Consider the following 25,777-nt stretch of genomic DNA (forward strand, 5'->3'; position numbering starts at 1 on the left):
AGATCAACCCTTTGTCGCGCCGGCGGTCAGGCCGGCAATGTAGTAGTCCATCAGAAAGGCATAGATGATCAGCGGCGGCGCTGCGCCGAGCAGCGCGCCGGTCATGATCTGCCCCCAGTTGAAGACGTCGCCCTTGATCAGCGTGGTGGTGATGCCGACCGGCAGCACGAGCTGATCCACCGAGGTCGTGAAGACCAGAGGATAGAGGAACTGCGCCCACGACACCGTGAAGGCGAAGATGGTCGCCGCGATCAGCCCGGGCAGCGCGACAGGAATGAAGATCCGCGTCAGCGTCTGCAGCCAGGAGGCGCCGTCGATCAGCGCCGCCTCGTCCAGCTCCTTCGGGATCGAGGCAAAATAGCCGATCATGATCCAGGTGCAGAACGGCACCGTCAGGGTCGGATAGATGAACACCAGCACGTACCACCGGTTGAGCAGCGTGATGCCGGTCAGGTCCTGGACGACGGCGAGCATCTTGAACAATGGAATGAACAGCAGGCTGTCCGGGATGAGGTAAGTGAGGAAGACGCCGGTCGCCAGCGTCGCCGAGCCCCAGAACTTCATCCGTGCCAGCGCGAACGCCGCGGGGATGCTGATCATCATCGTGACGATCACGACCGTGATCGAGATGATCGACGAATTCCAGAAGAACCGCAGGAACTGGTTCGAGGTCAGGAGCTCGACATAGTTCGACAAGGTGGGATGAAACACCCACCACGGATTGGTGGCCGCCGAAATCTCGGCGCTGCTCTTGAGCGAGGTGATCAACATGTAAACCGGCGGCGTCAGGAAGAAGATCGCGAACAGCACCAGGAAGAAATAGGACCAGCGCAACGCCCAGGCGCGGTCCCGGCTCATGCTGCCGAGCTTGACCTTGCGGGAGGGGCCGGCCTTGTCGATTGCGAGCGTGCTCATCAGGCTTCGTTCCCGCGTTTGGAGACATCGCGCAGGATGAAGATCGCTGCGACGGCAAGGATCGGCACCATGAACAGGGAGACACAGGCGCCGAGCGGAATGTCGCTGCTCTGGATGCCGACCTGGAATGCCCAGGTGGCGAACAGATGCGTCGTATCGAGCGGTCCGCCGGAGGTCAGGATGCGCACGATGTCGAAATTGGCGAAGGTGACGATCAGCGAGAACAGGGTGGTGATTGCGATGATGTTGCGCATCATCGGCAGCGTGACGTACCACATCTTCTGCCACCAATTGGCGCCATCGATCGCGGCCGCCTCGTAGAGCTGGTCGGGGACCGATTTGAGCGCGGCGAGGTACATGATCAGGAAGAACGGCGCGCCGTACCAGACGTTAACCAGGATGACGGCGAAGCGCGCCCAGAAGGTGTCACCGAGCCAGGGGATCGGACCGACGCCGAAGAAGGAGAGCGTGTAGTTGAAGGCGCTGTAGGAGGGGTCGAACAGCCAGAGCCAGGCCAGCGTGCTCATCGCCGGCGGAATCACCCAGGGCACCAGCAGCATGCCGCGCCATTTGCGCTGCCCCCTGGCCGGGATGTTGTGGACGAAATGCGCGACGATGAAGCCGATCAGCGCCTTGAAGACCACGGCCGTGATCGCAAAGATGCAGGACTGCTTCACCACCATCCAGAACGTCTCACGCTTGAACAGGAAGGTGAAATTGCTGAGGCCGACGAATTTCGTCATCGCCTTGTTCAGCGTCGCCAGGTAGAGCGAATAGAAGGCGGGATAGAGCACGAGCATCGCGATCAGGAGGATCAGCGGCAGCGCCAGGAAAAACGCCACTGTCGATTTGCGCTGCAATGTATTGCGCAGGCTCGCACGCCTCGACGGGCTCGCGGCACGGGCAGGGCGACCTTGCTCAAGGACGACATCGGCCATGGGTCACGCTTTCCTAGGGTAGGTTCAACGGCGGAGCCGGCCACATCGGTCGGCCTGCATCGGAGGGGTGACAGCGAGTGACAGGGCGCCCCGGCGGCTCACGCGCGAAGCATGAACCGCCATGGCACACACCCGGCATCAACTCCGCATGAAGCCTTCACACTCGCTTTCGGCCCAGGCGAGCGCGGTTTCCAGCTTCTCGCCCTTCGCATAACGCAACGCCAGCTTGGTCAGCGTCGCCTGGAAGTAGATCTGCTGTGCAATCTTGGGCGGTGCAGGCGAGGCCGCGATCGAAAGTGTCTGACGGTGGTATGGGTCCGGATAGTGGTAGAGCGTGCCTTTCGGCGGCCCTTCCTCGGCCCAGGTCTTCAGCTTCGTCATGTTCGCATAGGCCGGAAGATCGTAGCCGCCGCTCGCGGCGACGAATTTCTCGATCGCAGATGGCGAGGACAGGTGAACGAGCAGGCTCTTGGCGGCTTCCTTGTTCTTGCCAAAGCTCCAGACGCCCCAGAAATATGGCAAGAAGGGCGCGAAGCGGCCTTTCGGACCGGCCGGCATGCCGTGCGTCCAGCACTGTTCGGCAACTTGGGGGGCATCGCGCTTGGCGACCGCCCAGGCGCTCGGCGGGTTCAGGATCATCGCGCCACGGCCCGAGATCAGCCATTTGTTGTTGGAAGCATCGTCCCAGGAGGGTGCGTCGGTCGGAAGCACGGCGATCAGCTTCTTGTAATATTCGAGGGCCTCGCGAACCGCGTCGGTCTTCACGGTGATGTCGCCCTTGGCGTTGACCAACTCCGCGCCGTACGACTGAAAGATCGCGCCGGCCGTATCGACGCTGTCGGTCGTTTCGCCGAGGCCGATCCCGAACGGGACGCCGGCCTTGTGACAGGCTTCGGCGGCCTTGAGGAAGGTCTCCATGGTCCAATTCTCATCCTTCGGCACACTGCCGACCGGATACATCTCCTGCACGTCGATGCCGGCGTGCTTCTTCATCAGATCGATCCGGGAGCAGGGTCCCTTGATCTGGCTTCCCGGCGTTGCGGGGACCGCGAGCCATTTGCCGCCCGACTGCCCGAGATATTTGACGGTGCCGTTCACCTCGCCGTTCTGCTTGATGAGCGGCTCCATGACGTCGTTGAGCGGCTCGAGGTTCTCGGAATAAGCGTGTGGCCACCAGCTCGGCATCTGGAGAATGTCATGACCGGACTTGGCCTGGGCTTCGGCGGCTGCGGTGAGTTCGATCTTCTTGTTGTTGCTGGTGATGTAGTCGATCGAGACTTCGACCTTTTCCTTCTCGCCCCACTCCTTGACTAGGGCGGTGGAAGCGTCGTTGGCGCCGGGCACCCAATGGTCCCAGAAGCCGATCGATATCTTGCCGGCGGCGTAGGCGCCCCGGACATAAGGCGCTGTGATCAGCGCCGCGGAGGACATTGCAGTGGCAGCCACAAATTGACGTCGCGTCAGTGTCTTGCGTGACATCTCGTTTCCTCGCTTGGGTGTTTTATTGTTGTGGTGTTTCCTCTGACTCTTTCGAGTTCTTTTTGATTTTTTGTTGGAGTTTGTCGTTCGACGTTTCTTATGCCGCCGTCAGCTTCGACGGCAAATTGGTAGCGCGATCAGATCATGATTGATCGCGTCTGTCGAGAAAACCGAACGGCTCGCGCCTAGAACTAACGTTGCGTCCGAAAGCGCGGCAATGCGTGCGCCGGACTTGAACCGCGGTGCCTCCTTTTGCGACGCACACTTCGCAAGAGCCCGCCTGGAACGTTCCGTGCGCAATTACGCCGCAGTTTCGAATAAACCTGCGTAACCGCTTCGCGCGAAAGGCTTTTCGGACGTGGACAGCGATCGGCTGCGTCTGGACCTTGAAGCGGTGGAAACGATAGAGTTGCAACCGGGCTCCCACCCCGACAGGCCAATCAGATCGACGATGGAGACGAGAATGATCAACCCGGCGCCGCCCGCGCGGCTTCACCTGCGGCGATGGTTTGCGCTGGGATCGGTGCTCGCGCTGCTGCTCGGCGCGGCCGCGGTCGCGAATGCCCAAGGTCTGGTCAAGGGCGTTCAGGAAGGCGCCGCGGCCGGGAACAAGGCGGCCGGTCCGGTCGGCGGCGTGCTCGGCGGCGCAATCGGCGGCGTGGTCGGCGTCTTCACCGGCGTGCTCGGTGTCGGCAACAACAATGGCAATCAGGCGCCGGCCGCCAAGGAGAGCGCGAGCAAGGATGCGGGCAAGGACGCCAAGCCGCAGGGCGCCGGCAAGGACAAGGACGCCAAGAGCGCCAAGGAGAACGCCAAGGCGGGCAAGGGCGCCAAGGCAACCAAGGAAGCCAAGAATGCGCCGCAGGACGCCAAGGATAATAACGGCGTCACGGTTCTCACGCAGAGCGGGACGCCGCAGCTGACCGCCGACCAGATCGTCGCCAACAGCGATTCCTATATCGAGCGGATCAAGACCGAGCTGAACCTCACGCCCGAGCAGGAGAAGCACTGGTTCGGATTCTCCAGCGCTATGCACTACCTCGGGCATAATGGTGCGGAGCGGCTCAACCTGCGGGTCGCGCGGGCCAAGCGGGATCCGCCTGACGATATTATCGAGCAGATGCGCAACGAGGCGCAATTCCTGATCGATCGCGCCGCCGACCAGCGCAATGTCGCCGACGCCGCCGAGCCGCTCTATTCGAGTCTCGATGACAAGCAGAAGCAGGTCTTTATCCAGGAGATGGTGCGCCTCAGCCACGAGCGAGGACTGGATTGATCAAGTTGAATCGGATCGGGCGCGTCTGGATTAACGGCACCCGCCACGAATTCGTGAATCCTCCAAGCAACTCGGTTATGATTAGCTGCATAAGCTGATTGCGGGGTTGAAATGGCGGACGGACTCTCCGTTTTCCTGGTCGAAGACGAGGCGCTGATCCGGATGATGATGGCTGACATGGTGGAGGAGCTTGGCCACCATGTCGTCGCGGAAGCGGACAATGTCCGGGACGCCAGCGCCTTTGCCATGACCGCGCAGTACGATCTGGCCATCCTCGACATCAACCTCATGGGCGTCTACGTCGATCCCGTCGCCGATCTGATCGAGCGCCGCGGCAAGCCGTTTCTGTTCGCCACGGGCTACGGGCCGGAGCTGCTGCCGTCCTTGCTCCGGCGCAGGCCAATCCTGCGCAAGCCGATTTCGATCGATCAGCTCAAGACGATGATCGATTCGATGTTTCCGGACGCGCCCGCCAAGACGCCGCATTGAGCGACGGCGAAGGCGCCGCGCCGAGACCGCCAACGAAAATGGCCGCCTGTCAGGGCGGCCATTTGGCGAAGAGTGTATGTCAGTCTCAGATCAGGCCGGCGCTGAGGTCGACGCCGTGCGCCATCAGGCCGAGCGAGGCGAAGAGCCCCACGCAGCAGAACAGCAGGATGGTCTTGATCGAAGAATCGGCAAAACGCGTTTCGACAGCGGCCGGCATCGCAGCGAGCGAAATCATGCTCATGTTCATTCCCCCCTTTGTTGATCCTGAATTGCATCAGGTGAGGGAACTCGTAGCGCAAAAAGTTTGACGTGAGATTTCGAGGGATCGTTAACGCAATCGCAACGGGCGTGCGAACACGCGCTCCGCTCGGATCCAAAGGTCCCGGCTGCAGGCTCAGCCGCGGCCGTTCTTCAGCACCGTGGCGATGGTATGAGCCGTCATGGCGGCCCTGTCCGAGGCACGCTGCGCGGCCAGCCTGTCGCGCGCCTTTTCCTCGATCAGGAGCTCGATCAGGGCGAGCTGCTTGTCCTCGTCGTCCGCCTCGGTGAGCAGACGGTGATAGCGGTGATAGTCGAAACCCAGATCCTGCTTACGCATGTCACGCCCCTGCACCTACGCCACACACGGGGCGAATTGTTTCTCATCGGGAACGAAGGGGCAAGCACGATCCTGCATGGAACCGCGCGTGCACTGCACTCAATTGTGAATCACTGAACCGAACGAGGGCGCTTGCGACTCAATCCGGATTGTGGTCGGCGAACATCTTCAGGCCGAGGAAGCTCGCATCGGGCCTAATGACCAGTCGGGTGGGGATGTTGCGCAGATAATCCTGGAAGCGGCCCTTGGCCTCGAAGCGGGCGCGGAAGGCCGAGGCCGCAAGGAAGTCCGGAAAGCGCGGCGCGATTCCGCCGGCGATGTAGACGCCGCCACGGGCGCCGAAGGTCACCGCGAGATTGCCCGCGACCGAGCCGAGGATGGCGCAGAACATCTCCAGCGTCGCGCGGCTAATCGGGCAGGTGTTGTCCATGGCTGCCTTGGTGATGGCGGCGGCATCGCGATGCGGCACCTGGGCGCCGTCGACTTCGGCCAGCGCCTCGTAAAGGCTTTGCAGGCCGGAACCCGAGAGCGCGCCGCGCTCGATGGAGACATGGCCCAGGCGGCGGCGCAGGCACGCGATCACGCGCTCCTCGCGCTCGTTCTCGGCCGGTAGCGTGGCATGTCCCGCCTCGGTCACGACGGCCAGCCGCGCGCCATGGCGCTCGACCAGACAGGAGACGCCGAAGCCGGTTCCAGGCCCGACCACGAGCAACGGCTCGCCGGGAAGGCCGTCATGTCCGCCGAGCGGGATCAGGTCGGCCGGCTCCAGAGCGGGCAGGGACCAGGCCACCACCTCGAAATCGTTGAGCACGTGCACGCTGTCGAAGCCGAGGGCCGGCTGGAGTTCGTTGCCGTCGATGACCCAAGGGCTGTTGGTCATGACGCAGCGATTGTTGGTCACAGGACCTGCCACGGCCAGCACCGCCCGTTGGGGCGGCGCGCCGCCGGTCCGGCGTGCGAGAACATCGACAATGGCTTCCCGCACGGTTGGGAAATCGGCGACCTTCACATAGTCGATCTGTCGGGTATCCTGGCTCAGCGCAAAGCGCGCATTGGTGCCGCCGATATCGGCGAGAAGAATCTGTCCTGTCCTGCCGATACTCATGACTATGTGGCTGCCGCGCCGATGCCGGCTTGCGGGAACCGTTTCCTCCGCTCCATCCGATCCGCAGATTGCGAACGGCTTTTAGAATCCGTCCTTGGGTGCGGCTAGTCAACTCGGACGAGGCCAAACCGTTGCATTCTCCGGGGGGCGGTCAGCGCGGGTCATCGCCGCAGGCGGACGGTGGTTGCGAAACAGCGCGGGAAGATCGACATTGGAAACGAGCGCCGATGGCTCTGCGCCGGGCGGATCGAATGGGACGCTGCGATGAAGATTTCAGAGCGCGACGTGCTGCTGGTGATCGACGTGCAGAACGATTTCTGCACCGGTGGGGCGCTCGCCGTTCCCGGCGGCGAGAAGGTGGTCCCGGCCGTCAACCGCATTGCGCAGAAGTTCGCCAACGTGGTGCTGACCCAGGACTGGCATCCGCGCGACCATGTCTCTTTCGCGGCGAACCATGCGGGCATGCAGCCCTTCCAGGCCATCGAGCTCGACTACGGCACCCAGGTGCTCTGGCCGACGCATTGCGTGCAGGGCACGGCAGGCGCGGAATTTCATCGCGATCTCGACGTCAGCTGCGCCAGCCTCATCGTGCGCAAGGGCTTTCGCCGCGGCATCGATTCCTATTCGGCGCTGTTCGAGAATGACCATCGGACGCCGACCGGTCTGCTCGGCTATTTGCGCGAACGCGAGCTGAAGACCGTGTTCGTCGCAGGTCTCGCGCTCGACTTCTGTGTCCGCTTCTCGGCGGAGGATGCCCGCAACGCCGGCTTCGAGGTCGTCGTCATCGAGGACGCCTGCCGCGGCATCGATCTCGACGGCTCCGTGGCCGCGACCCATCAGAGTTTTCGGGATCTCGGCGTCTCGGTCGTCGGCCTCGAAGCGTTCCTGTGAGGACCGTGAGATAGCCATGGTGGAAACGACGGGCAAACAGAAGGGCGGACCCGTCCCGGACGACCCGCTGCTGTGGCCGTTCGCGGCGGCACGGCTCGCCATGGATGCATGCTTCTGGTGGCTGGAGCGCGATCCGCCGGAGCAGGGCGCCAGCTGCCTGCCGTGGACGACACCCAACGCTGTCGCGCTGGAGCTTGCGACCATGCGCCTGCGCGATTGCTCGCGAACGCACTCGGGCCAGCCGGCCTTGGTCTGCGCGCCCTATGCGCTGCATCGCGCCCTGATCGCTGATTTCGCGCCCGATCACAGCGTGGTGCAGTCGCTGCAAAGCGGCGGCATCGATCGGGTCTATCTCACCGACTGGCGCTCGGCTGCGCCCGACATGCGCTATCTCTCGATCGACAACTATCTGTCCGATCTCAACGTCGCCATCGACGAGATCGGCGCGCCGGTCGATCTGATCGGTCTGTGCCAGGGCGGCTGGCTGTCGCTGCTGTACGCGGCGCGCTTTCCGGCCAAGGTGCGGCGGCTGGTGCTGGCCGGCGCGCCGGTCGATCTTTCGATCGAGTCCCATCTCTCCCAACTGGTCCGCAATGCGCCGGAGGCGGTCTACGATCAGCTCGTCGCGCGTGGCGGCGGCAATCTCAGCGGCGAGGAGATGCTGCGGTTCTGGTCCAAAGCACCAAGCCGCGAGGATATCGCGGCCGCGTTGCAGAAGGATCTTACGGATGGGGAGGGCGCAGCGCTGCTCGCGCGCTTCGACCGCTGGAACGCGGAAACGCTCAATCTGCCCGGCAGGTATTATCTTGAGATCGTCAACTGGATATTCCGCGAGAACCGGCTTGCCGCCGGCCGCTTCACCGCGCTCGGCCGCGCGATCGACCTGAAGAACGTCAAGGCGCCGCTGTTCCTGCTGGCCGGGCTCGACGACGATGTGGTGCCGGCGTCACAGGCGCTCGCCACCGCCGACCTCGTCGGCACCCCGCCAGCCTTCGTTGCGGCGGCCTCCGAGCCGAGCGATCATCTCGGCCTGTTCATGGGCGCGCGAACCCACACTTGCGCCTGGCCGCGGATCGCCGCGTGGCTGCGCGACGACCTCTCGAGCGTCCTGGCCCGCAGCGCCTGACGTCACGCGGCGCTGGGCAGGGCCGGCGCGCAATTCCGTTATGCATGACGGCGGATGGCCTGCACGGGGCCGGGCCGATGGGCTACATAGAGTCAAGGAGCTGCCGGAGACCGGCTCGCGACGAGATTTAAGGGTACGCGATGACTTTCCACTCGATCTATGCCCACGGATTTGCGCGCGTGGCGGCCTGCGTCACCACCTCCCACGTCGCCGATCCCTCGGCCAACGCCAAGGCCGTCCTGGAAGCCGCGAATGCCTGCCACCAGCAGTCGGTGGCGGTGGCCGTGTTTCCCGAGCTGTGCCTGTCCGGCTATGCGATCGAAGATCTGGTGAAGCAGGATGCGCTGCTCGATGCGGTCGAGCGCGGGCTCGCCGCGATCATCGAAGCCTCCTCGACGCTGATGACCGTCCTGATCGTCGGTGCCCCGCTGCGGTTCGGCAACCGCATCTACAATTGCGCCATCGTCGTTCACCGCGGCAACGTCCTCGGCGTCGTGCCGAAGAGCTATTTGCCGACCTATCGCGAATTCTACGAGGGACGGCATTTCGCCTCCGGCGCCGGCATCGCCGGTGAGACGATCGCGTTCGGCGGGCTGCACGCACCGTTCGGCACCGATCTGCTGTTTGCGGCCGAGGATGTGCCTGGCCTGACCATCGGCGTCGAGATCTGCGAGGACATGTGGATCCCGGTGACGCCGGCCTCGGAGCTCGCGCTCGCCGGGGCGAGCGTACTGATCAATCTGTCGGGCAGCCCGATCACGATCGGCCGGGCGCGCTCGCGCGCGCTGCTGTGCCAGTCGACCTCGGCGCGCTGCCTTGCGGCTTACGTCTATTCGGCCGCTGGCGCCGGGGAATCGACCACGGATCTCGCCTGGGACGGCCAGACCTCGATCTACGAGAACGGCGTGCTGCTGGCCGAGGGCGAGCGGTTCCGCCAGGGCGGCCAGATCACCATTGCCGACGTCGATCTCGACCTGCTCAGGCAGGAACGCGCCCTGATGGGCACGTTCGACGACAATCGCCGCCAGCGCGAAGGTTTTTATCGCAGGATCACCTTCGCCCTGAAGCCGCCGTCAGCCGACATCGGGTTCCTGCGCAGGATCGAGCGCTTTCCGTTCGTGCCGAGCGACGAGAGTCTGCTCGAGCAGGATTGCTACGAGGCTTACAACATCCAGGTCGCGGGTCTCGTGCAGCGCATGCGCGCCACCGGCACCAAACGCGTCGTGATCGGCGTCTCCGGCGGCCTCGATTCCACCCATGCCCTGATCGTCGCCGCGAAGGCGGTCGACCTGCTCGGCCTGCCGCGCGAGAACATCCTCGCCTACACCATGCCGGGCTTTGCCACCGGCAGCGAGAGCAAGACCAACGCGCTGGCGCTGATGAAGGCGCTCAAGACGAACTGGCAGGAGCTCGACATCCGCACCACGGCGACGCAGATGCTGAAGGACATGGGCCATCCCTTCGGCAAGGGCGAGAAGGTCTACGATGTCACCTTCGAAAACGTGCAGGCGGGCCTGCGCACCGACTATCTGTTCCGGCTCGCCAATCATCATGGCGGCATCGTCATCGGTACCGGCGATCTCTCGGAGCTTGCGCTCGGTTGGTGCACCTACGGCGTCGGCGACCAGATGGCGCACTACAATGTCAATGCCGGCGTGCCGAAGACGCTGATCCAGCATCTGATCCGCTGGGTGATTGCCTCGAAGCAGTTCTCTGGCGACGTCAACCGGACACTGGCCTCGATCCTCTCGGCCGAGATCTCGCCGGAGCTGGTTCCGGTGCAGGCCGGCGAGACGCCGCAGAGCACGGAAGCTTCTGTCGGTCCCTATGAGCTGCAGGATTTCAACCTGTTCTACACCCTGCGGTTCGGCATGCGGCCGTCCAAGATCGCGTTCATGGCGCAGCATGCCTGGAAGGATGTCGCCAAAGGCGAATGGCCGCCGGCATTCCCGAGCGACAGGCGCAAGGCCTATGATCTGCCCGAGATCAGGCGTTGGCTCGAGGTGTTTCTGCGCCGCTTCTTCGCCTTCAGCCAGTTCAAGCGCTCGGCGATGCCGAACGGCCCGAAGGTCTCGGCCGGCGGCTCATTGTCGCCGCGCGGCGACTGGCGCGCGCCGTCGGATTCGAGTGCGGCCGCCTGGCTTGAGGATCTCGAGCGGAACGTGCCGCGGTGAGGGAGACGATCTGATGTCGGCGGGCGACGGGCCGGAAACGGGTGAAGAGGCCAAGGTCGTCAATGGCCTCTACATCTTCGACATCGAGATGCGCGACGGCAAGCGCGGGCAGGCGAGGGGTGTCGTCGTGCTCTGCGAAGGCCGCATCATGGGCGGCGACAGCTATTTCTACTACACCGGCAGCTACACCTTCCGGGGCGGAAAGTGGCGCGGCGACATGATCGTCAATCAGCACACCGAGGCGGTTGGCAAGACGCTGGCATTCGGCGGCCGCGAGGTCACCTGCGGCTTTTCCGGCGACTATTTTCCCGGCGGCGCGGAAGTGGAGGGCATGGCGCTGGTCGGCAAGACCAGCGTGACATTCACGGCCCGGCTGACGTTGAAGGATGCGATGTAGGCGCGCCTGACCGCTCATTCGTTCCTCTTCAGGAACCTTCGCACGTACAGAACGTTCGCGTCTGTTGTTGCGAGGTTTTGAGGAGAGGGATCATGCGCACGCAATTGATGTTGTCGACGGCTGCGATCGGACTGTTGCTCGGGTCCGGCTTCGCCTATGCCCAGGCGCCCGGCGAGCGGCGCGACGAACCCAAACGGACCGAGGAACCGGCCAAGGAGCCGACCAAGGGCGCCGCGCCGCAACGCGGCGGAGCGGCTCAGGAACGCGGACCGGAACGGGCTCAGGAGCGAGTGCAGGAGCGCGCCCAGGGCGGCCAGGAGAAAATGCAGGGAGCCGGCCGCGAGGAGAAGGGCGGCGCCGCCAGGCATGAGGCCAACGAGGAGAAGCGCTCGCCGGCCGCAGCCGAGCATAACCAGCCGAAGGCGAAGGACCAGGCGCAGGAGTCGCGCGAACCGGCGCGTGATCGGGGGCGCGAGGCCGAGACTGCCAAACCCGGGCGTGACAGCAAGGGCAGCGCGGAGACCAAGCAGGACAAGTCCCCGCCGCAGAAGTCGACCGCCGAGTCCGAGAAATCCAAGACCGGTCCGACCGGTCAGCAGAACGAGCGAACGGGCGCTGCGGCCAACCAGAACGAGCGCAACCAGAGCCAGCCGCCGCGCAACGCGGCGGAGCAGCAGCCCGCGCAACAGGGCAACCGGCCGGCAACGGCAACGGAGACCAACCGGACCGCGCCGACCAACAACGCGCAAACCGCACCGTCGCAGACCGGCACCCAGACCAATCAGGCCAATCAGACGACCCAGACCAACACGCAAGTGAATCAGCAGAGCCGTATCACCTCCGAGAAGCAGGTGCAGATCTCGGAAAGGCTTAGCCGGGAGCATCTGGCACAGCCCGAGCGAAATCTGAACATCTCGATCCGGGTCGGCGAGACCATTCCCCCGCGCGTGCGGCTCTACAGGCTGCCGCCCGAAATCGTGTCGATCGAGCCCGAATATCGCGACTACGAATATTTTGCGACCGACGACGATGTCGTCATCGTGGAGCCGCGCACCCACCGCATCGTCAGCCAGGTGCCGCGTGATCCCTCACGTGCCCGCGCGCAAATGAGCGGTGGCACGTCGAGCATGGCGGCGGCCGGCGGTACCAATGCCAGCAGCAATGTGAATTGCCGCATCATGCGGCGCGACGCCTCCGGCAACGTGGCCGAGGCGCAAGCGTCGACGGTGGGCTCGACCGCGCGCACCGATTCCCTGAGCGTGATTGTTCAGATGCCCGATGGCGGCGCGTCCGCGCCGATCCCGCTGGGTGCCGCCGCAGGCGATATCGTGGTCGCGACGCAAGGCCAGGGCGATTGCACCGTCACGCTGGAGCCGCAGACGCGGTAACCTACGCCTGAAAAGTTTCGAGGTCCGGAGTGCCTAGGAGTCCGGACCTCGTCACCTTGCCCCAGCCTTCAATCCCCCGCCCCATGTGATCTCCCAACCCCATGTCGCGCGATCAGAGGGTGATGCCCTTGAAAGTGGCCGCCGATCGATGTCGCGCGATGTACGCGAGTTAAGGTTAGGATTCCATTCCGGATCACTACGGACAGGAACATGCTTGCAGCTGTGCGCTGATTGATCTGTCGACGGCCTCACGCGTGGCGGCCCGAGGTCCCAATGCGCGCCGGAAGCATGTCCGCGTCTGCATCGTGCTTAGGGCTGTTTCGCTGAACTGCTCGCGCGCGGGCCTCCGATCCCGTCTCACCGCGTGTTCGGGACGGCCCGCGCCGGGAGCAGGGGAGCCCTGTCTGGCCCAAGTTCCCGTTGCACGCGCCCACCCCGTGCGCTATCCGGCCGGAAAGGCCTGAGGCGGCTTCCATTTCCCGCCCGGCCCAGCCAGACCCAAGGACGGAAACCGCCATGCCAGCCTATCGCTCCCGCACCACCACCCACGGCCGCAACATGGCGGGCGCCCGCGGCCTCTGGCGCGCGACGGGCATGAAGGATGCGGATTTCGGCAAGCCGATCATTGCGGTCGTCAACTCCTTCACCCAGTTCGTGCCCGGTCACGTCCACCTCAAGGACCTCGGCCAGCTCGTCGCGCGCGAGATCGAGCAGGCCGGCGGCGTCGCCAAGGAATTCAACACCATCGCGGTCGATGACGGCATCGCCATGGGCCATGACGGCATGCTCTACAGCCTGCCGTCGCGCGAGCTGATCGCCGACAGCGTCGAGTACATGGCCAACGCCCACTGCGCCGACGGCCTCGTCTGCATCTCGAATTGCGACAAGATCACCCCCGGCATGCTGATGGCCGCGCTGCGGCTCAACATCCCCGCCGTGTTCGTCTCCGGCGGCCCGATGGAGGCCGGCAAGGTCAAGCTCGAGGGCAAGACCAAGGCCGTCGATCTCATCGACGCCATGGTCGCCGCGGCCGACTCCAAGGTCAGCGACGAGGACGTCAAGGTGATCGAACGCTCGGCATGCCCGACCTGCGGCTCCTGCTCGGGCATGTTCACCGCCAATTCCATGAACTGCCTGACCGAGGCGCTTGGCCTGGCGCTGCCTGGCAACGGCACCGTGGTCGCCACCCATGCCGACCGAAAGCGCCTGTTCGTCGAGGCCGGTCACACCATCGTCGATATCGTCCGCCGCTACTATGAGCAGGACGACGCCTCCGTGCTGCCGCGCAACATCGCCAACTTCAAGGCGTTCGAGAACGCGATGACGCTCGACATCGCGATGGGCGGCTCGACCAACACCGTGCTGCATCTGCTGGCGGCGGCCCATGAAGGCGACGTGAAGTTCACCATGCAGGATATCGACCGGCTGTCGCGCCGCGTGCCCGTGCTCTGCAAGGTCGCCCCGTCGGTCGCCGACGTGCACGTCGAGGACGTGCATCGCGCCGGCGGCATCATGGGCATTCTCGGCGAGCTCGATCGCGCCGGCCTGATCGACACCTCGGTCTCGACCGTGCATGCGCCGACCATGAACGACGCACTGGAGCGCTGGGACATCAAGCGCTCCAGGAGCGACTCGGTGCGCACCTTCTTCCGGGCCTCGCCCGGCGGCATCCCGACCCAGGTCGCGTTCAGCCAGGAGCGCCGCTACGACGAGCTCGATGCCGATCGCGAGAAGGGCGTGGTGCGCGATATCGCGCATGCCTTCAGCAAGGACGGCGGCCTCGCCGTGCTCTACGGCAATCTCGCCCAGGACGGCTGCATCGTGAAGACCGCGGGCGTCGACGCCTCGATCCTGAAATTCTCAGGTCCCGCACGCGTGTTCGAGAGCCAGGACGCAGCCGTTGAAGGCATCCTTGGCGGCAAGGTCGTCGCCGGCGAGGTCGTGGTCATCATCTATGAAGGTCCGCGCGGCGGCCCCGGCATGCAGGAGATGCTGTATCCGACCAGCTATCTGAAATCGATGGGCCTCGGCAAGGCCTGCGCGCTCGTCACCGACGGCCGTTTCTCCGGCGGCTCGTCCGGCCTCTCCATCGGCCATCTGTCGCCGGAAGCGGCCGAGGGCGGCAACATCGGCCTCGTGCGCACCGGCGACGTCATCGCCATCGACATCCCGAACCGCAGCATCACCCTCGAGATCTCCGACGAGGAGCTCGCGTGCCGCCGTGCCGCGGAGGAGGCGAAGGGCGATGCCGCCTGGCAGCCCGCCGCGCGCAAGCGCAACGTCTCGACCGCGCTGCAGGCCTATGCCGCACTTACCACCAGCGCCGCACGCGGCGCGGTGCGCGAGGTGAAGCGGCGCTCGAACTAAACGCTGTACCGCCTCGCGCGGCGCGCATGGTCAACAAGTCCTGAACGGCCGGCGCAAGCCGGCCGTTCGCGTTAAGGATGCCCCGACGAACTTCGGCAAAGCAGGGTTTTGCGGCATATACTGCGCGCGAGCTTCGCAAATCCATTTCGGGCAACTGGGGCACCACCACAATGTCTCGTACTCTTGCTGTCGTTTTCTCAACGGCCGTCGCCGCGATCTCGATGACCGGCGCAGCCTCCGCCGGCTGCTACAATTGCTACACGCCGCCGCCGTGCCAGACGTGCTACCAGCAGCAATACGTCGCGCCGCAATACCGCACCGTCGACGAGACCGTAATGGTGTCGCCCGGCGCCGTGGTCGCGCACCGCACGCCGGCGCAGTACCGCACCGTGATGGTGCCGCAGACCGTGATGGTCGCACCGCCCGGCGTCCAGTACCAGCGCATCCCGCCGCAATATGCCACGCGCCAGCGCGTCGAGATGGTCTCGCCCGGCTATTCCTATTACGCCCCGGTCCAGATGGGCTGCGCGTCCTGCGGGTACTGAGCGGGGGCAGTACCGAAGAATTCTAAGCGGCGCCCTTCGGGCGCCGTTTTCGTTTGCTGCCGCCGTTGGGCGGGGAGCCCGAGGCGAGGGCGCCAACTTCGCGTTGCCATGCGCCGCCGACTGCGTTAAGCGACAGCCATTCCGGGTTTGCATTCCGGGCTTGGAAGGGTGGCCGAGTGGTTTAAGGCACCGGTCTTGAAAACCGGCGTGCCCGCAAGGGTACCGTGGGTTCGAATCCCACCCCTTCCGCCAGTATATTGTTCTCCACTGTTCGCAATTGGTGCGCCATGTCTGACGTCGCACTCCTCACCCGACAGAAGGTCGAGGCCCAGGGCCGATCACAGCGCAATCGCGTGAGTGGCAACTTGAAGGCCGCCTGCTGGCCGACATAGCTCCCTGATCGGCTCGGAATCCGCAATATAGCGCATTCAGGATCTTACGCAGCCAGCGCCAGAACCTGATCTGCTGCTTCGGAAACGCTGTACGCAGGCAAAAGCTCTAGGTCGTCCTCCCTTGCTTCGTGCTTTAGCTCGGCGGCGGGCTCTCTGCCTAGCCAGCGGCAAGCGGCCCGCCGGTTCACGCTGCTAATCGCGGTCGTGGTGGTGGTGATGGTGCTCGTGGTGCTCGTTTCTACGGACGCCTCCAGCTCCGGAGCGCGCAATAGCGGTTGACGTGAGAGAGGTCGAAAGTAGCATCGTCATGGCGGGCGGCGTGACCACCGCGAACTTTCCGCACGTTTTCAAGAACTCACGACGGTCTTCGTCTTCAGAGGGCATAGCGTCCATCCTATGATCCTGTCCCTATATTTAAATACCACAAATTAAATAACATTAAATCGGAAAATTCGGTCACGAATTGTGACTAAGACCGCCTCACTGGGCGGCCTCTCTGGCCCTCTATTTCCCAGGCTCCACAATTGCAAGCCGTTCGTCACCCCGCTGAAAGTCCGGCCGAAGGTCGACGCCCCGGCTACCGCAGCCCTGACACACGAACCGCGGCTCCAAGTCAGACAGCCGCACCCCGTCGGGCCAGCGATCGCCGCTCGGTGCGACGCGATGCCCGCAGCGGCAATAGACTAGGATGCCGCGCACGCCGATCTCGCGCATCTCGCCCAACGTGATCTTGAGCGGCCGGCCGTCGGCGTGCGTTGGCGTGTGGCGTCGGATAGAGCGAGGCATACCGCTATCGAAGCGCGGCGTCGGCTAGAGTCAAATTGTCGATCTCTTGGGCCTCGGAATGCGCGCGAGCTACTGCATGTTGTCGGTGCGAAAGAGCACGGGTGACGGTTCGCGCTGGCGGCTTTCGTTTCGAACACTGGTATTTTGAAAATAATAAAATTAAATAAATTAAATGTAGACGTGATTGAAATTTGGACTAGGGTAAAGCAGGACTTGGCGCCGGAAGAACGCGTCAGGTATCCGAGGAACGGCTCCAGCATCTGCCCCCTGCGTATGCCCCCCAGGATGCGGGAGCCGTTTCTTCGAATGGTCGAGGCGCATCATGCGGCCCTTATCACCGGCTGACCTGTTTCTTGTCTCTGCCATGACGGGGGCGGCGTTACTGATTGAAATCGGAGTTTTCATCGTTATGGATCTGATTTGACCGTCATCGCGGCGGCCGGGTGAGCGCGGGCATACCGAGATCAAAGCGGGCCGGCGCAGGGGGGCGAATTATCGATCCCTTGAGGCCCGGAAGCGTGCGCGAGCTACTGCGTGTCGTGGGTGGCAAAAACAAGCGAGTCAAAGGCCGGTCTACGAGATCGTCGAAGAAAAACGAACAATTCAACCTTGATGGCAGCGACGGAAAGCTCCTTATCCGTTGGTCCTCAAGCGCGATTTCGAATACGGCTGGTCCATGCTGCCAGCCCAGTTGCCGGATGATCCGGCCCCAATTGCCGGGCAGGATGATCGCACCCGGCTGAAGCATTGCTGCGCTCAGATAAAAAAACGGCATGTGCGGTTGTCGCCCGAATCGAACCAAGGATTGAAGCTTAGGCATTGCATCGGAGCGCGATAGGAGTCTGATCGTCCGTATGGGGCACGGCATCGTCGAGCTCGCGCGCACGGAGCGCATCTGCCGGGATCTGGCGGACCAGAGCAGGGTGCCCGGCGAGGCCGGCGCCAGTGCGCCGCGGCTGCGCTTCTGCGCAACGAAGTTGACCTGATCGAACACCGCATCATTGAGCGCGCCAAAGCCAACTTCGCAAAAAGGGGCCGCAGCAATCGTCATGCTGCGGCCCCGCTGGTCAAAACAAACCGGGTGAAAGAATTCCGTGAGATATACAGCCAGCCCCGGTGGAAAAATTCTACCGGGAAAATTTGGTAAACTTCAAATTAAATCTGGCGGGGCTGCTCAGGGAACAGCGACGCGCTTTAATATATGTTAGGGCGAGAAACTGCTGACAGGCCAAGCGTCAACACTTTGGCGCAAGTGTGCCAAATGGTGGTCAGCGCTGGGATTTCAGCCGCCCAAACCGGAATGCCGGAATGCACGAACGCGCCCGCGGCTCATATACTCCCCCCGCGCGATGTTCTTTGTCCTCGTTTTTTGAGGTTGACTGCATGTTCAATGCGGAAACGACCGCTCTGCTTAGAGCCGTGCTTGAGGAAGTCTGCGAGAAGATTCCCGTCAATGAGACCGGCGCAAGAACACACGTTGCGTCGAAGATTCTTGAGGCGGCGGCGCAGGGGCACCTTTCGACCGATGCGTTGATGGCGGCCGGTCGTGAGGCCCTGAATCCACCTACCATGTGGCGTTGATGGCTTAGCCTGGGACTATCGCTCCCGCCGGCGGCCATTTCGTGGCGCCGCTTCATCGCGGCATCGGCCGCAGGGGTTATCTCAGGCTACGCCTGCGGTTCGAAGCTTGCCAGGTTCACACCGGCGGGCTTTCTCGCTACGACAGGCAGGCGAGGATCGCGAGAGCTACGTCGTAGCCGAGGTCACCCGAATACGTCCAAAACAGGATTCCAGCGCCCATGGCGAGTACAAGCGCTTTAACTGCAATCATCTGAAGTCCCCTCTCGCTACCAATGAGGAGAGGTTGAGCCCTGATTGTTTCCAGGCTGCTTCGAGGGGATCGGCAAATGGTTTCGTTCACCGAGCCGTTATCCACTGACCCCCCGGTTCACCGGGTCAGCGATCCTTGTCAGGCTTGCCGTTGGGGCTGCCGTCCCCGCCGCCATTGCCCCAGCCGTTATTGCCACGAGGAGCGTGATGTACGATCCTGCCGCCGGACTTGGCGATGGCTGTGCTGGTAAGGGACGTCGACAGCAACGCTGTGATCGTGGGCGGAGTAACAACGGCGAATTTGCCGCAGGTCTTCAGGAATTCGCGCCGGTCATCATCTTTTTGTTCAGCCATCGCACCCTCCGCAAAGAATTAACCGTATTATATCGACGATTTAAATAATTGAACAAGTTAATAGTTCAATCACGAAGTATGAGAGGCGGTCTCAGGTGGCGGAGAGCCAGCCCCGGCTTCAGGGGGGCTATTGGGGATGGGCCGGGGCCGCTCCGCCAGCCCGACGGCGGGCTAGCGCGACTCAAAGCCGGTACCACAGCCATTGTTCCTACCGGCAGCACCTTGGGAAATTTGTGTCGCGTCCTGAAATCTATCCGGTCAAGAAATTGGTCGGGCTGAGTGAGAGCATGCTCGAAGGAATTGACAAGTAGCGTGCGAAGCAGCGGCCAATTCTCACCGTTTCGGATGCAATCCGGCAATAATCGAGATCGGACTAAGGGCGTCCCGAACGAAGGACCGGGAATAGACATCGGCAGGCCGACAATTTACGATTGTTGTCCATGGGGCGGATTCAGACGCTTACTGATTGCTACGACTGCGGAAATTCTGTTTCAGCAAACGCGGTCGCATGCCCAAGTTGCGGATCGCGGCATCCCTTCGGTCCACCGACGCTTGGTCGTAAGCCGCCAATCCACAACGTAGAGCGGCGCAACGATCGGAATATGTTCGTGATTGCCGGGACGCTCGGCGCGATCGGAGCAGTGTACGGTATGGCCGCAAGTTCAGGACCATGGACCGCGACGCTGTTCGGGGTCGCATATGGCACTGCAGGTATCTTGATCGGCGTCCCTCTCGCAGGTTTCTTCAACATCACCCGGCGGCTCTGGAGCTGATCGCCGCACGCCGTTTCATTCTTTCAGTCGGTCAGATGCCGAATTGCCTTCAGCACGAAGCAGACCGGCCAGAACGCCGCCCCTTGGCAATCAACCCGCTCGCGACATGTGGGATAGGACGTGGGTTGGATCGTAGAAAATCGAAATTCCTTCGAAAAGCAGCGTCCTTTGGTTGACACCCCTTTCGCCATTGCACCGGTATCGCCGCTGGCGCTTCCCGCATTGGCGGCTGGCTGTCCCGCAACGCATGGCTTGCCAGGCTGCAGCAAGGCATCCTTGGCGCCGTGATGCTGACAATTGGGGGATTGCTCTTCGTTGATCGCAGCGGCCCTGCGCCCACGCGCTAGCGGCTGAAGCTTCCGTTGATCGAGCAGCGACGCTCTCGATCGATTTCGGAATAATGGCATTATGCCGCCGTTTTGCCCGAGGTGTCAAACGGCTTTTCCGGGGCGCACGAAAAAAGCATTGTGCCAGTGCGACTTAGCTACTGTGCATGGGGTTGTTTTCATATTTTGTTTGCGCGACGACTTGGCTTACGCCACCGCCTGGCTTGGCCTTGCGGAACCCTTCTGCCGCATCTGCGTTGTCCCGCCATGACTGAAGACCTTTCCTACCGACGCAAACCCCTCACTCCCGAGCAGCGTCAGGCGCGCGATGCGGCGCGCCGGATCGAGGCTGAAAAGGCCATGCGCGATCATGAAGCGGCGCAGAAGGCGTTTTACGCCAACAAGGACCGGCTGAAGGCCGAGCGCCTGGCACGGGAAGCCGCGGCCGCGAAGGCCTGACTGCGCTTAGGCATCGCCCCCGAAACAGCTCTCGAATCGACCGGTGCCGCCGCTAATGGCGGCCGGAGACGCGCCACGCTCAAGGCGAGCTTGAGCGCCTGCACGGCACCAGCCAAGGTGCCGCGAGGCGATCGTGCTTCGATCGCCTCGGCTGCGATGCGGCAATCGTTGGCGACCTCGAGCAACCCGCTGCGGGCGAGGTCCAGGGTGGAGAGGGCTGCCTGCTCCAGGCACACCCGTTCAAGCCGTCGAAACTCTCGCAGGTCCCTGTTCATGCGTCAGCTCTCGATCTCCCCGCGCCATGCGGCACCGAGTCTGTTTAACGAACGGTAAACGTCTCTGCTTAGCCGGATTGGCTGGCGCAGGGCTGGTGCTGCCGCGGCCGGCTCCGCGGGCGTGCGGCGACAGGCTTGACGGCGTTTGCCTTCCGGGAGGAAGCTTCGAATGATCCTGAACTGACGTGAACCACGGAGACGTTGCTCTCAGCCAGTCCCGACCACCATCAGCGAAGAGGCAATGGAGCTGACCATGACCACGTTCGACAAGCGCGAGCAGGGCTTTGAAGCCAAATTCGTCCACGACGAGGAGCTCATGTTCAGGGCCGCGGCGCGGTCCAACAAGCTGCTCGGGCTCTGGGCGGCATCGCAGCTCGGACTCAGCGGCGAGGCGGCTTCGAATTATGCGACGGCGCTGGTGACGGGCAATCTGGAGAGCCAGACAATCGACGATGTCGTGGGCAAGGTGTCGGGCGATCTCGCGGCGAGAGGCGTGGCGCGCGAGCAGGTCGCAGCCAAGCTTCAGGAATGCCTGCACCAGGCGCTCGCGCAACTCGAAGCGGACAGGCAATAGGAAGGCAAGCTGCCGCGATCCTGATTGGCGCGGCCCGGCTTGCTACTGGGCCTGCGCTGAGCGGCGCCTGATTCGGAAGGTCGGCGGACGCCGGCTATTTCTGGTTCGGCAGCTTCACCGGCACGTGCGGCGAGGAGCTGACGGTCCGCGGGCTGCCGTCGGGGTAAACGCGGTCGCCGCGGATCAGGGATTCCAGAACAAGAAAAAATTTCTCTGCAAGCATTTGCGTCACCCTCGTTGGTGATGGCCTCTTGAAATGAGTCGAGGCGCCGAACGCAGAAATTCAATCAACTAAACGGGAGCGGGGCACTGTTGGGAGCGGTGCATGCTGCGCCGCAGTGCAGTTGTGGTCAGGAAAGCGCTGGTGGTGCTCAGCCGAAGGCGAGTGCCACGAGGCTCGAGCAGAGAAGGACCAAGCCGCCGGCGGTCAAAGCCAGAAAGCCATCGGATACGAAGTCATGGTTGCGCATGGGACACCTGCCGCTCTCGTCTTCGATGCTCGATCGGATCGATTAAAATTGTCCGAACGTGCCGTCTTGAAAGAGGTGATGCTTGCCGCCCGCGCGAGTGCCTCTAGGCCCTCGTGCGGTAACCTTCAAACGCATGGGCCAGGAAGATCCCCGCGCTTACCAGACCCATCAGTGCCGAAACCGTCTCGATCATCGTCAAATTCCAATCCGCCCCTGCAGCGCGAGAAAACGCGTGCGGCCTTGCACAGTCAAAAGAATTCCAGGGCGGCTCGCGACAATGGGGGTGGAGTGAGGATTCGGCGCAACAGAATGTCCGGGAGTGGCACAGAGCAGGGTGGCGGCGCTCGGTAGATCAACGGGGAGAAACGAACGCCTCGTTTACCATCCCAGCGCGATCGCTGTGGGCTCCCCATTTCCGCCGTGATCGGGTTGCGATATCGTCACCACTTCGGCGCGGTGGTGGGCCGCCTCGGAGCAAAGCACCGGACGGCGCTCCCCGTAACCAAAGCGGGATGGGTACACCGCCGGCGAAGTGGTATTTGGGGCGCATGGGGATCCGACGGTCAGATTCGGTGTTGCGGGCCGCGCGCGGTGTTGCGGCGGTCGCGACCTGCCTTGCGCTGGCCAATTGCGCGTCCTCCAACAAATTCTCCAGCCGGGTCGATCCGAAATACGGGGTGTCCTCGAGCCCGCGGGTCGTGGCTTTCGGAGACCCGGTCCCGAAGGGCGGCGGCACCTACCGCGTCGGCAAGCCCTATGTCGTGGCCGGCCGGACCTACGTGCCGGAGGAGGACGTCAACTACCGCGCCGAGGGCACGGCGTCCTGGTATGGGGACGACTTCCACGGCCGCCTGACCGCCAACGGCGAAGTGTTCGATATGGCCTCGCTGACGGCGGCGCATCCGACCCTGCCGATGCCGTCCTATGCGCGGGTCACCAACCTGTCGAACGGCAAGTCGCTGATCGTCCGCGTCAACGATCGTGGGCCCTATCACGGCAACCGGCTCATCGACGTCTCGAACAAGGCCGCCGAACTGCTTGAATTCAAAGGCAATGGCGTTGCCAAGGTTCGGGTCGAATATGTCGGCCGGGCGCCGCTGGAAGGCTCCGACGACCGCCAGCTGATTGCCACCTTGCGCACCGGGATCCCGGCTCCGTCGCCATCTATGGTGCGCGTTGCTTCGGCAAGGCCGTTCGTGCCAGAGCTGCCGTCCTCGCACCGCGGCGCCATTCGCGGCGAGGTTCCGATGCCGGAGGGGCGGCCCTACAATCTCGGCAACACCTCTGCCGACATGGCCTCCCTCAATGCGACCTCGGAGATGTCGGCCTCGAGCCGCAGCCGGGGCCGGGCGCTCCAGAACGCGCGCGCAGTGTCCTATGACGAGGACGGCCGTTGCGCGCCGGAGAGCGCACCGTCCGCCGCCTATGTCTCGGACGGCGCTGCCGAGGCCCGCAGCATCCTGAGCGGCCGCGGCCTCTACTAGGCCGTACTCTCTTTCAGGAACCCGACCAACGCGGCGTTGACCTCGTCGGGGCGCTCCTGCTGCACCCAATGGCCGGCGCCGTCGATGATGAGCTTGCGCTTCAGATTGGGCAGCACGCGCTCAAGCTCGTTGACGCGCTTGGCGCCGATCAGGCCGGTGATGACCGCGTCCATCGAGCCGGCAATGAACAGCGAGGGCTGGTGGATCTGCGCATCCTGCCATGGGGCCGTCAGCTCCCAATTGCGGTCAAGGTTGCGATACCAATTCAGCCCGCCGCGGAAGCCCGACTTGCGGAAGGCCTCGGTGAAATAGGCGAGATCGGCCTCGCTGAGCCAAGCCGGCAGCGGCTCGTCGGTGGTGGCGTGGCTGAGAAAGCCCTTGCCGGCCTGCACGAACATGGCAGCCGTGGGATCGGCCAGGCCGCGGCCGCCGAGCACGATCCGCATGGTGCGGGCGACGTCACGCTCGAGTTCGGCCTCGGCAACGCCGGGCGTCTGGAAATACTGCCAGTAGAAATTGGTGACGCCGCTCGCGCGCAACAGCTCGAGCGGCTTGCCGCGGCCGCGGAACGGCGGCGGCACGCTCAGGCCTGCCACTGCCGTGAAGATGTCGGGCCGGAACAGCGCCGCGTGCCAGGCGACCGGCGCGCCCCAGTCGTGGCCGACCACCATCGCCTTGGTCGCGCCCAGCGCCTGCACGAGGCCGACGATGTCGCCGACCGTGTCGAAGATCGAATAGGCGCCGATATCGGCCGGCGCGGCGCTCTGGCCGTAACCGCGCATGTCGGGGGCGACGACGCGAAAGCCCGCGGCGGCCAGCGCCGGGATCTGGTGGCGCCAGGAATAAGAGAGCTCCGGCCAGCCATGGCACAGCACCACCAGCGGACCTTCGCCGGCTTCGCGGATGAAGAGGTCGATCCCGTTGGCCTTGATGACGCGGGTGGAGGACATCGCTTTTCCGCCTTGTTTCAGGGGTTTGGTCGACAAATATGAGGTGCCACGATAGGGGCGTGGCGCGAATCGTGCAAACTCGGGTGCCGGCACGAGCCTCGTGTTGTTCGCGCCGGTTGCAACTGTTAGAACGCCGCTCTCAGGGCTTGGCCATGGTATTTCGTCTCAATTCGCTCAGTCGCAGGCGCTTTGCGCCCGGCGCGCTGGCGCGTGGGCTGATCGCGATAGCACTGGCGGCAAGCGTCAGCTGGAGCGGAGTGCTTCACGCCGCCAACCAGAGCATTCAGGGCGCCAAGAAGACCGAGGAGGCCGGCTTCGACGGCGATGCCCCCACCGCGATCCTGATCGAGGCGTCCAGCGGCAGCGTGTTGTTCGAGAAGAACGCCGACGAGCTGCGCGCGCCCTCCAGCATGATGAAGCTGATGACCGTGGAGGTCGTCTTCAACGCCATCAAGAAGGGCGACATCAAGCTGACCGACGAATACCGGATCAGCGAGAATGCCTGGCGCCGGGGCGGGGCGCCCTCGGGCGGCTCGACCATGTTCGCGGCCATCAACAGCAAGGTGTCGGTCGACGATCTCCTGCATGGCGCGATCATCCAGAGCGGCAACGATGCCTGCATCGCGCTCGCCGAAGCCATGGCCGGTAACGAGCGGATTTTCGCCGCCGACTTCATGACCAAGCGTGCCCGCGAGCTTGGCCTCACCAGGTCGACCTTCGCGAATTCCAACGGTCTGCCCGACCCCGGCAACAAGATGACCGTGCGCGAGCTCGGCATTCTCGCCCGCCACATCATTCTGGACTTCCCGGAATTCTACAAACTGTTCGGCGAGAAGGAGTTCACCTGGAATAAGATCCGCCAGCAGAATCGCAATCCGCTGCTCAACGCCCTCGAAGGCGCCGACGGCCTCAAGACCGGCTACACCAAGGAAGGCGGCTACGGCATGGTCGGCTCGGCCGTGCAGAATGGCACGCGGCTGATCGTCGTAGTCAACGGGCTGGAAGACCCTGAGGATCGCGCCACGGAAGCCAAGAAGATGCTGGAATGGGGCTTTCGCAATTTTGAGACGCGCACGCTGATCGCGGCTGAGCAGCCCGTCGGCTACGCCAAAGTGTTCGGCGGCGAGAGCCGCTCGGTCAAGCTTGTCGCCAAGACGCCCGTGAAGGTGATGGTGCACAAGAACGGCAGCGACAAGCTGATCGCGCGCATCGTCTATAGCGGCCCGGTGCGGGCACCCGTGCAAGAAGGCCAGCAGGTCGGCGTCGTCAGGGTCTGGCGTGGCGGCAATATCGCGGTGGAAACGCCGGTCTACGCGGCGGAGGCGATCGGCACCGGCTCGACCGTGCGCCGCGCGATCGATGGCGCCAGCGAGCTGGTGATCGGCATGTTCCGCGCAGGCGCCGAGAAGCTCTGAT

The 25,777-nt window shown here is 63.7% G+C and carries 25 protein-coding genes, 1 tRNA gene and 1 pseudogene; 16 read left to right on the plus strand and 11 right to left on the minus strand.

Features of this window, described 5'->3' with window-relative positions; all coding sequences use genetic code 11:
• Nucleotides 1-3: 3 nt before the first annotated feature.
• From JJB99_RS19550 to JJB99_RS19560, 3 genes are all read right to left on the minus strand, one after another.
• A complete protein-coding gene (locus JJB99_RS19550) occupies nucleotides 4-915 on the minus strand; it encodes a carbohydrate ABC transporter permease (protein WP_200493970.1) in 912 nt (303 codons plus the stop codon).
• Nucleotides 915-1,853: a carbohydrate ABC transporter permease gene (locus tag JJB99_RS19555; RefSeq protein ID WP_200493971.1), complete on the minus strand. Its 939-nt coding sequence runs from the start codon at nucleotides 1,851-1,853 to the stop codon at nucleotides 915-917. Before JJB99_RS19555 ends, JJB99_RS19550 begins: the two co-directional genes overlap by 1 nt.
• A gap of 138 nt (nucleotides 1,854-1,991) precedes the next feature.
• A complete protein-coding gene (locus JJB99_RS19560) occupies nucleotides 1,992-3,332 on the minus strand; it encodes an ABC transporter substrate-binding protein (RefSeq protein WP_200493972.1) in 1,341 nt (446 codons plus the stop codon).
• A gap of 463 nt (nucleotides 3,333-3,795) precedes the next feature.
• Between JJB99_RS19560 and JJB99_RS19565 the strand changes: the two genes are divergently transcribed.
• The gene (locus JJB99_RS19565; RefSeq protein WP_200493973.1) at nucleotides 3,796-4,608 is read left to right on the plus strand and encodes a Spy/CpxP family protein refolding chaperone; all 813 of its coding nucleotides are present in this window, start codon (nucleotides 3,796-3,798) and stop codon (nucleotides 4,606-4,608) included.
• 111 nt (nucleotides 4,609-4,719) lie between these two features.
• Nucleotides 4,720-5,097 carry a response regulator gene (locus JJB99_RS19570; RefSeq protein WP_200493974.1) on the plus strand — a complete coding sequence of 126 codons (378 nt, stop codon included), beginning with the start codon at nucleotides 4,720-4,722 and terminating at the stop codon, nucleotides 5,095-5,097.
• Between the two features lie 85 nt (nucleotides 5,098-5,182).
• Here JJB99_RS19570 and JJB99_RS19575 read toward each other — a convergent pair whose 3' ends face one another.
• The 3 genes from JJB99_RS19575 to glk all read right to left on the minus strand — a co-directional run bounded on the left by JJB99_RS19575 (nucleotide 5,183) and on the right by glk (nucleotide 6,800).
• On the minus strand, nucleotides 5,183-5,338 hold the full coding sequence (locus JJB99_RS19575; RefSeq protein ID WP_200493975.1) for a hypothetical protein: 156 nt from the start codon (nucleotides 5,336-5,338) through the stop codon (nucleotides 5,183-5,185).
• A 153-nt stretch (nucleotides 5,339-5,491) separates the two neighbouring features.
• Complete coding sequence (locus tag JJB99_RS19580; RefSeq protein ID WP_200493976.1) at nucleotides 5,492-5,695, minus strand: hypothetical protein; 204 nt, start codon at nucleotides 5,693-5,695, stop codon at nucleotides 5,492-5,494.
• A gap of 139 nt (nucleotides 5,696-5,834) precedes the next feature.
• Nucleotides 5,835-6,800, minus strand: a complete 966-nt coding sequence (gene glk, locus JJB99_RS19585; RefSeq protein WP_200493977.1) for a glucokinase — start codon at nucleotides 6,798-6,800, stop codon at nucleotides 5,835-5,837.
• A 264-nt stretch (nucleotides 6,801-7,064) separates the two neighbouring features.
• On the opposite strand from glk, the gene pncA reads away from it, so the two are divergent.
• From pncA to JJB99_RS19625, 8 genes are all read left to right on the plus strand, one after another.
• On the plus strand, nucleotides 7,065-7,691 hold the full coding sequence (pncA, locus tag JJB99_RS19590; protein ID WP_200493978.1) for a bifunctional nicotinamidase/pyrazinamidase: 627 nt from the start codon (nucleotides 7,065-7,067) through the stop codon (nucleotides 7,689-7,691).
• A 16-nt stretch (nucleotides 7,692-7,707) separates the two neighbouring features.
• Nucleotides 7,708-8,817, plus strand: a complete 1,110-nt coding sequence (locus JJB99_RS19595; RefSeq protein ID WP_200493979.1) for an alpha/beta fold hydrolase — start codon at nucleotides 7,708-7,710, stop codon at nucleotides 8,815-8,817.
• 140 nt (nucleotides 8,818-8,957) lie between these two features.
• Nucleotides 8,958-10,991, plus strand: coding sequence for an NAD(+) synthase (locus tag JJB99_RS19600; RefSeq protein WP_200493980.1), 2,034 nt, complete (start codon nucleotides 8,958-8,960; stop codon nucleotides 10,989-10,991).
• Between the two features lie 13 nt (nucleotides 10,992-11,004).
• Nucleotides 11,005-11,388 (plus strand): GrlR family regulatory protein, encoded by a 384-nt coding sequence (locus JJB99_RS19605; protein WP_200493981.1) that lies wholly within the window; start codon nucleotides 11,005-11,007, stop codon nucleotides 11,386-11,388.
• A gap of 92 nt (nucleotides 11,389-11,480) precedes the next feature.
• Nucleotides 11,481-12,776 carry a DUF1236 domain-containing protein gene (locus JJB99_RS19610; RefSeq protein WP_200493982.1) on the plus strand — a complete coding sequence of 432 codons (1,296 nt, stop codon included), beginning with the start codon at nucleotides 11,481-11,483 and terminating at the stop codon, nucleotides 12,774-12,776.
• A gap of 516 nt (nucleotides 12,777-13,292) precedes the next feature.
• On the plus strand, nucleotides 13,293-15,143 hold the full coding sequence (ilvD, locus tag JJB99_RS19615) for a dihydroxy-acid dehydratase (protein ID WP_200493983.1): 1,851 nt from the start codon (nucleotides 13,293-13,295) through the stop codon (nucleotides 15,141-15,143).
• 221 nt (nucleotides 15,144-15,364) lie between these two features.
• Nucleotides 15,365-15,688: a hypothetical protein gene (locus JJB99_RS19620; protein WP_200500224.1), complete on the plus strand. Its 324-nt coding sequence runs from the start codon at nucleotides 15,365-15,367 to the stop codon at nucleotides 15,686-15,688.
• 162 nt (nucleotides 15,689-15,850) lie between these two features.
• A tRNA-Ser gene (locus tag JJB99_RS19625) sits at nucleotides 15,851-15,940 on the plus strand.
• A gap of 1,353 nt (nucleotides 15,941-17,293) precedes the next feature.
• On the opposite strand, the gene JJB99_RS19630 is transcribed toward JJB99_RS19625, so the two are convergent.
• Nucleotides 17,294-17,917, minus strand: coding sequence for a hypothetical protein (locus tag JJB99_RS19630; protein WP_200493984.1), 624 nt, complete (start codon nucleotides 17,915-17,917; stop codon nucleotides 17,294-17,296).
• A 332-nt stretch (nucleotides 17,918-18,249) separates the two neighbouring features.
• Here JJB99_RS19630 and JJB99_RS19635 point away from each other — a divergent pair, with 332 nt between their 5' ends.
• Entirely contained in the window at nucleotides 18,250-18,447 is a 198-nt protein-coding gene (locus tag JJB99_RS19635) for a hypothetical protein (protein WP_200493985.1), read from the plus strand.
• Between the two features lie 375 nt (nucleotides 18,448-18,822).
• Here JJB99_RS19635 and JJB99_RS19640 read toward each other — a convergent pair whose 3' ends face one another.
• On the minus strand, nucleotides 18,823-19,050 hold the full coding sequence (locus JJB99_RS19640) for a hypothetical protein (RefSeq protein WP_200493986.1): 228 nt from the start codon (nucleotides 19,048-19,050) through the stop codon (nucleotides 18,823-18,825).
• 602 nt (nucleotides 19,051-19,652) lie between these two features.
• Between JJB99_RS19640 and JJB99_RS19645 the strand changes: the two genes are divergently transcribed.
• Complete coding sequence (locus JJB99_RS19645) at nucleotides 19,653-19,823, plus strand: hypothetical protein (RefSeq protein WP_200493987.1); 171 nt, start codon at nucleotides 19,653-19,655, stop codon at nucleotides 19,821-19,823.
• Nucleotides 19,824-20,416: 593 nt separating this feature from the next.
• Complete coding sequence (locus JJB99_RS19650; protein ID WP_200493988.1) at nucleotides 20,417-20,608, plus strand: hypothetical protein; 192 nt, start codon at nucleotides 20,417-20,419, stop codon at nucleotides 20,606-20,608.
• Between the two features lie 65 nt (nucleotides 20,609-20,673).
• On the opposite strand, the pseudogene JJB99_RS36785 reads toward JJB99_RS19650, so the two are convergent.
• Nucleotides 20,674-20,883 (minus strand): annotated as a pseudogene (locus tag JJB99_RS36785) (hypothetical protein); the annotation flags it as partial.
• A gap of 253 nt (nucleotides 20,884-21,136) precedes the next feature.
• Between JJB99_RS36785 and JJB99_RS19655 the strand changes: the two are divergent.
• Nucleotides 21,137-21,457, plus strand: coding sequence for a DUF1476 domain-containing protein (locus JJB99_RS19655; protein WP_200493989.1), 321 nt, complete (start codon nucleotides 21,137-21,139; stop codon nucleotides 21,455-21,457).
• Nucleotides 21,458-21,551: 94 nt separating this feature from the next.
• Here the strand turns inward: JJB99_RS19655 and JJB99_RS36675 are convergent, their stop codons facing one another.
• Nucleotides 21,552-21,680 (minus strand): hypothetical protein, encoded by a 129-nt coding sequence (locus JJB99_RS36675; RefSeq protein ID WP_283815969.1) that lies wholly within the window; start codon nucleotides 21,678-21,680, stop codon nucleotides 21,552-21,554.
• A gap of 795 nt (nucleotides 21,681-22,475) precedes the next feature.
• On the opposite strand from JJB99_RS36675, the gene JJB99_RS19660 reads away from it, so the two are divergent.
• Nucleotides 22,476-23,411 (plus strand): septal ring lytic transglycosylase RlpA family protein, encoded by a 936-nt coding sequence (locus tag JJB99_RS19660; protein ID WP_200493990.1) that lies wholly within the window; start codon nucleotides 22,476-22,478, stop codon nucleotides 23,409-23,411.
• Here JJB99_RS19660 and JJB99_RS19665 read toward each other — a convergent pair.
• Complete coding sequence (locus tag JJB99_RS19665; RefSeq protein ID WP_200493991.1) at nucleotides 23,408-24,361, minus strand: alpha/beta fold hydrolase; 954 nt, start codon at nucleotides 24,359-24,361, stop codon at nucleotides 23,408-23,410. The two genes, JJB99_RS19660 and JJB99_RS19665, sit on opposite strands and share 4 nt — an antisense overlap.
• 152 nt (nucleotides 24,362-24,513) lie before the next feature.
• On the opposite strand from JJB99_RS19665, the gene JJB99_RS19670 reads away from it, so the two are divergent.
• Nucleotides 24,514-25,776, plus strand: a complete 1,263-nt coding sequence (locus JJB99_RS19670) for a D-alanyl-D-alanine carboxypeptidase family protein (protein ID WP_200493992.1) — start codon at nucleotides 24,514-24,516, stop codon at nucleotides 25,774-25,776.
• Nucleotide 25,777: the final 1 nt, after the last annotated feature.

This window comes from Bradyrhizobium diazoefficiens (assembly GCF_016616235.1).
Taxonomy (GTDB): domain Bacteria; phylum Pseudomonadota; class Alphaproteobacteria; order Rhizobiales; family Xanthobacteraceae; genus Bradyrhizobium; species Bradyrhizobium diazoefficiens_H.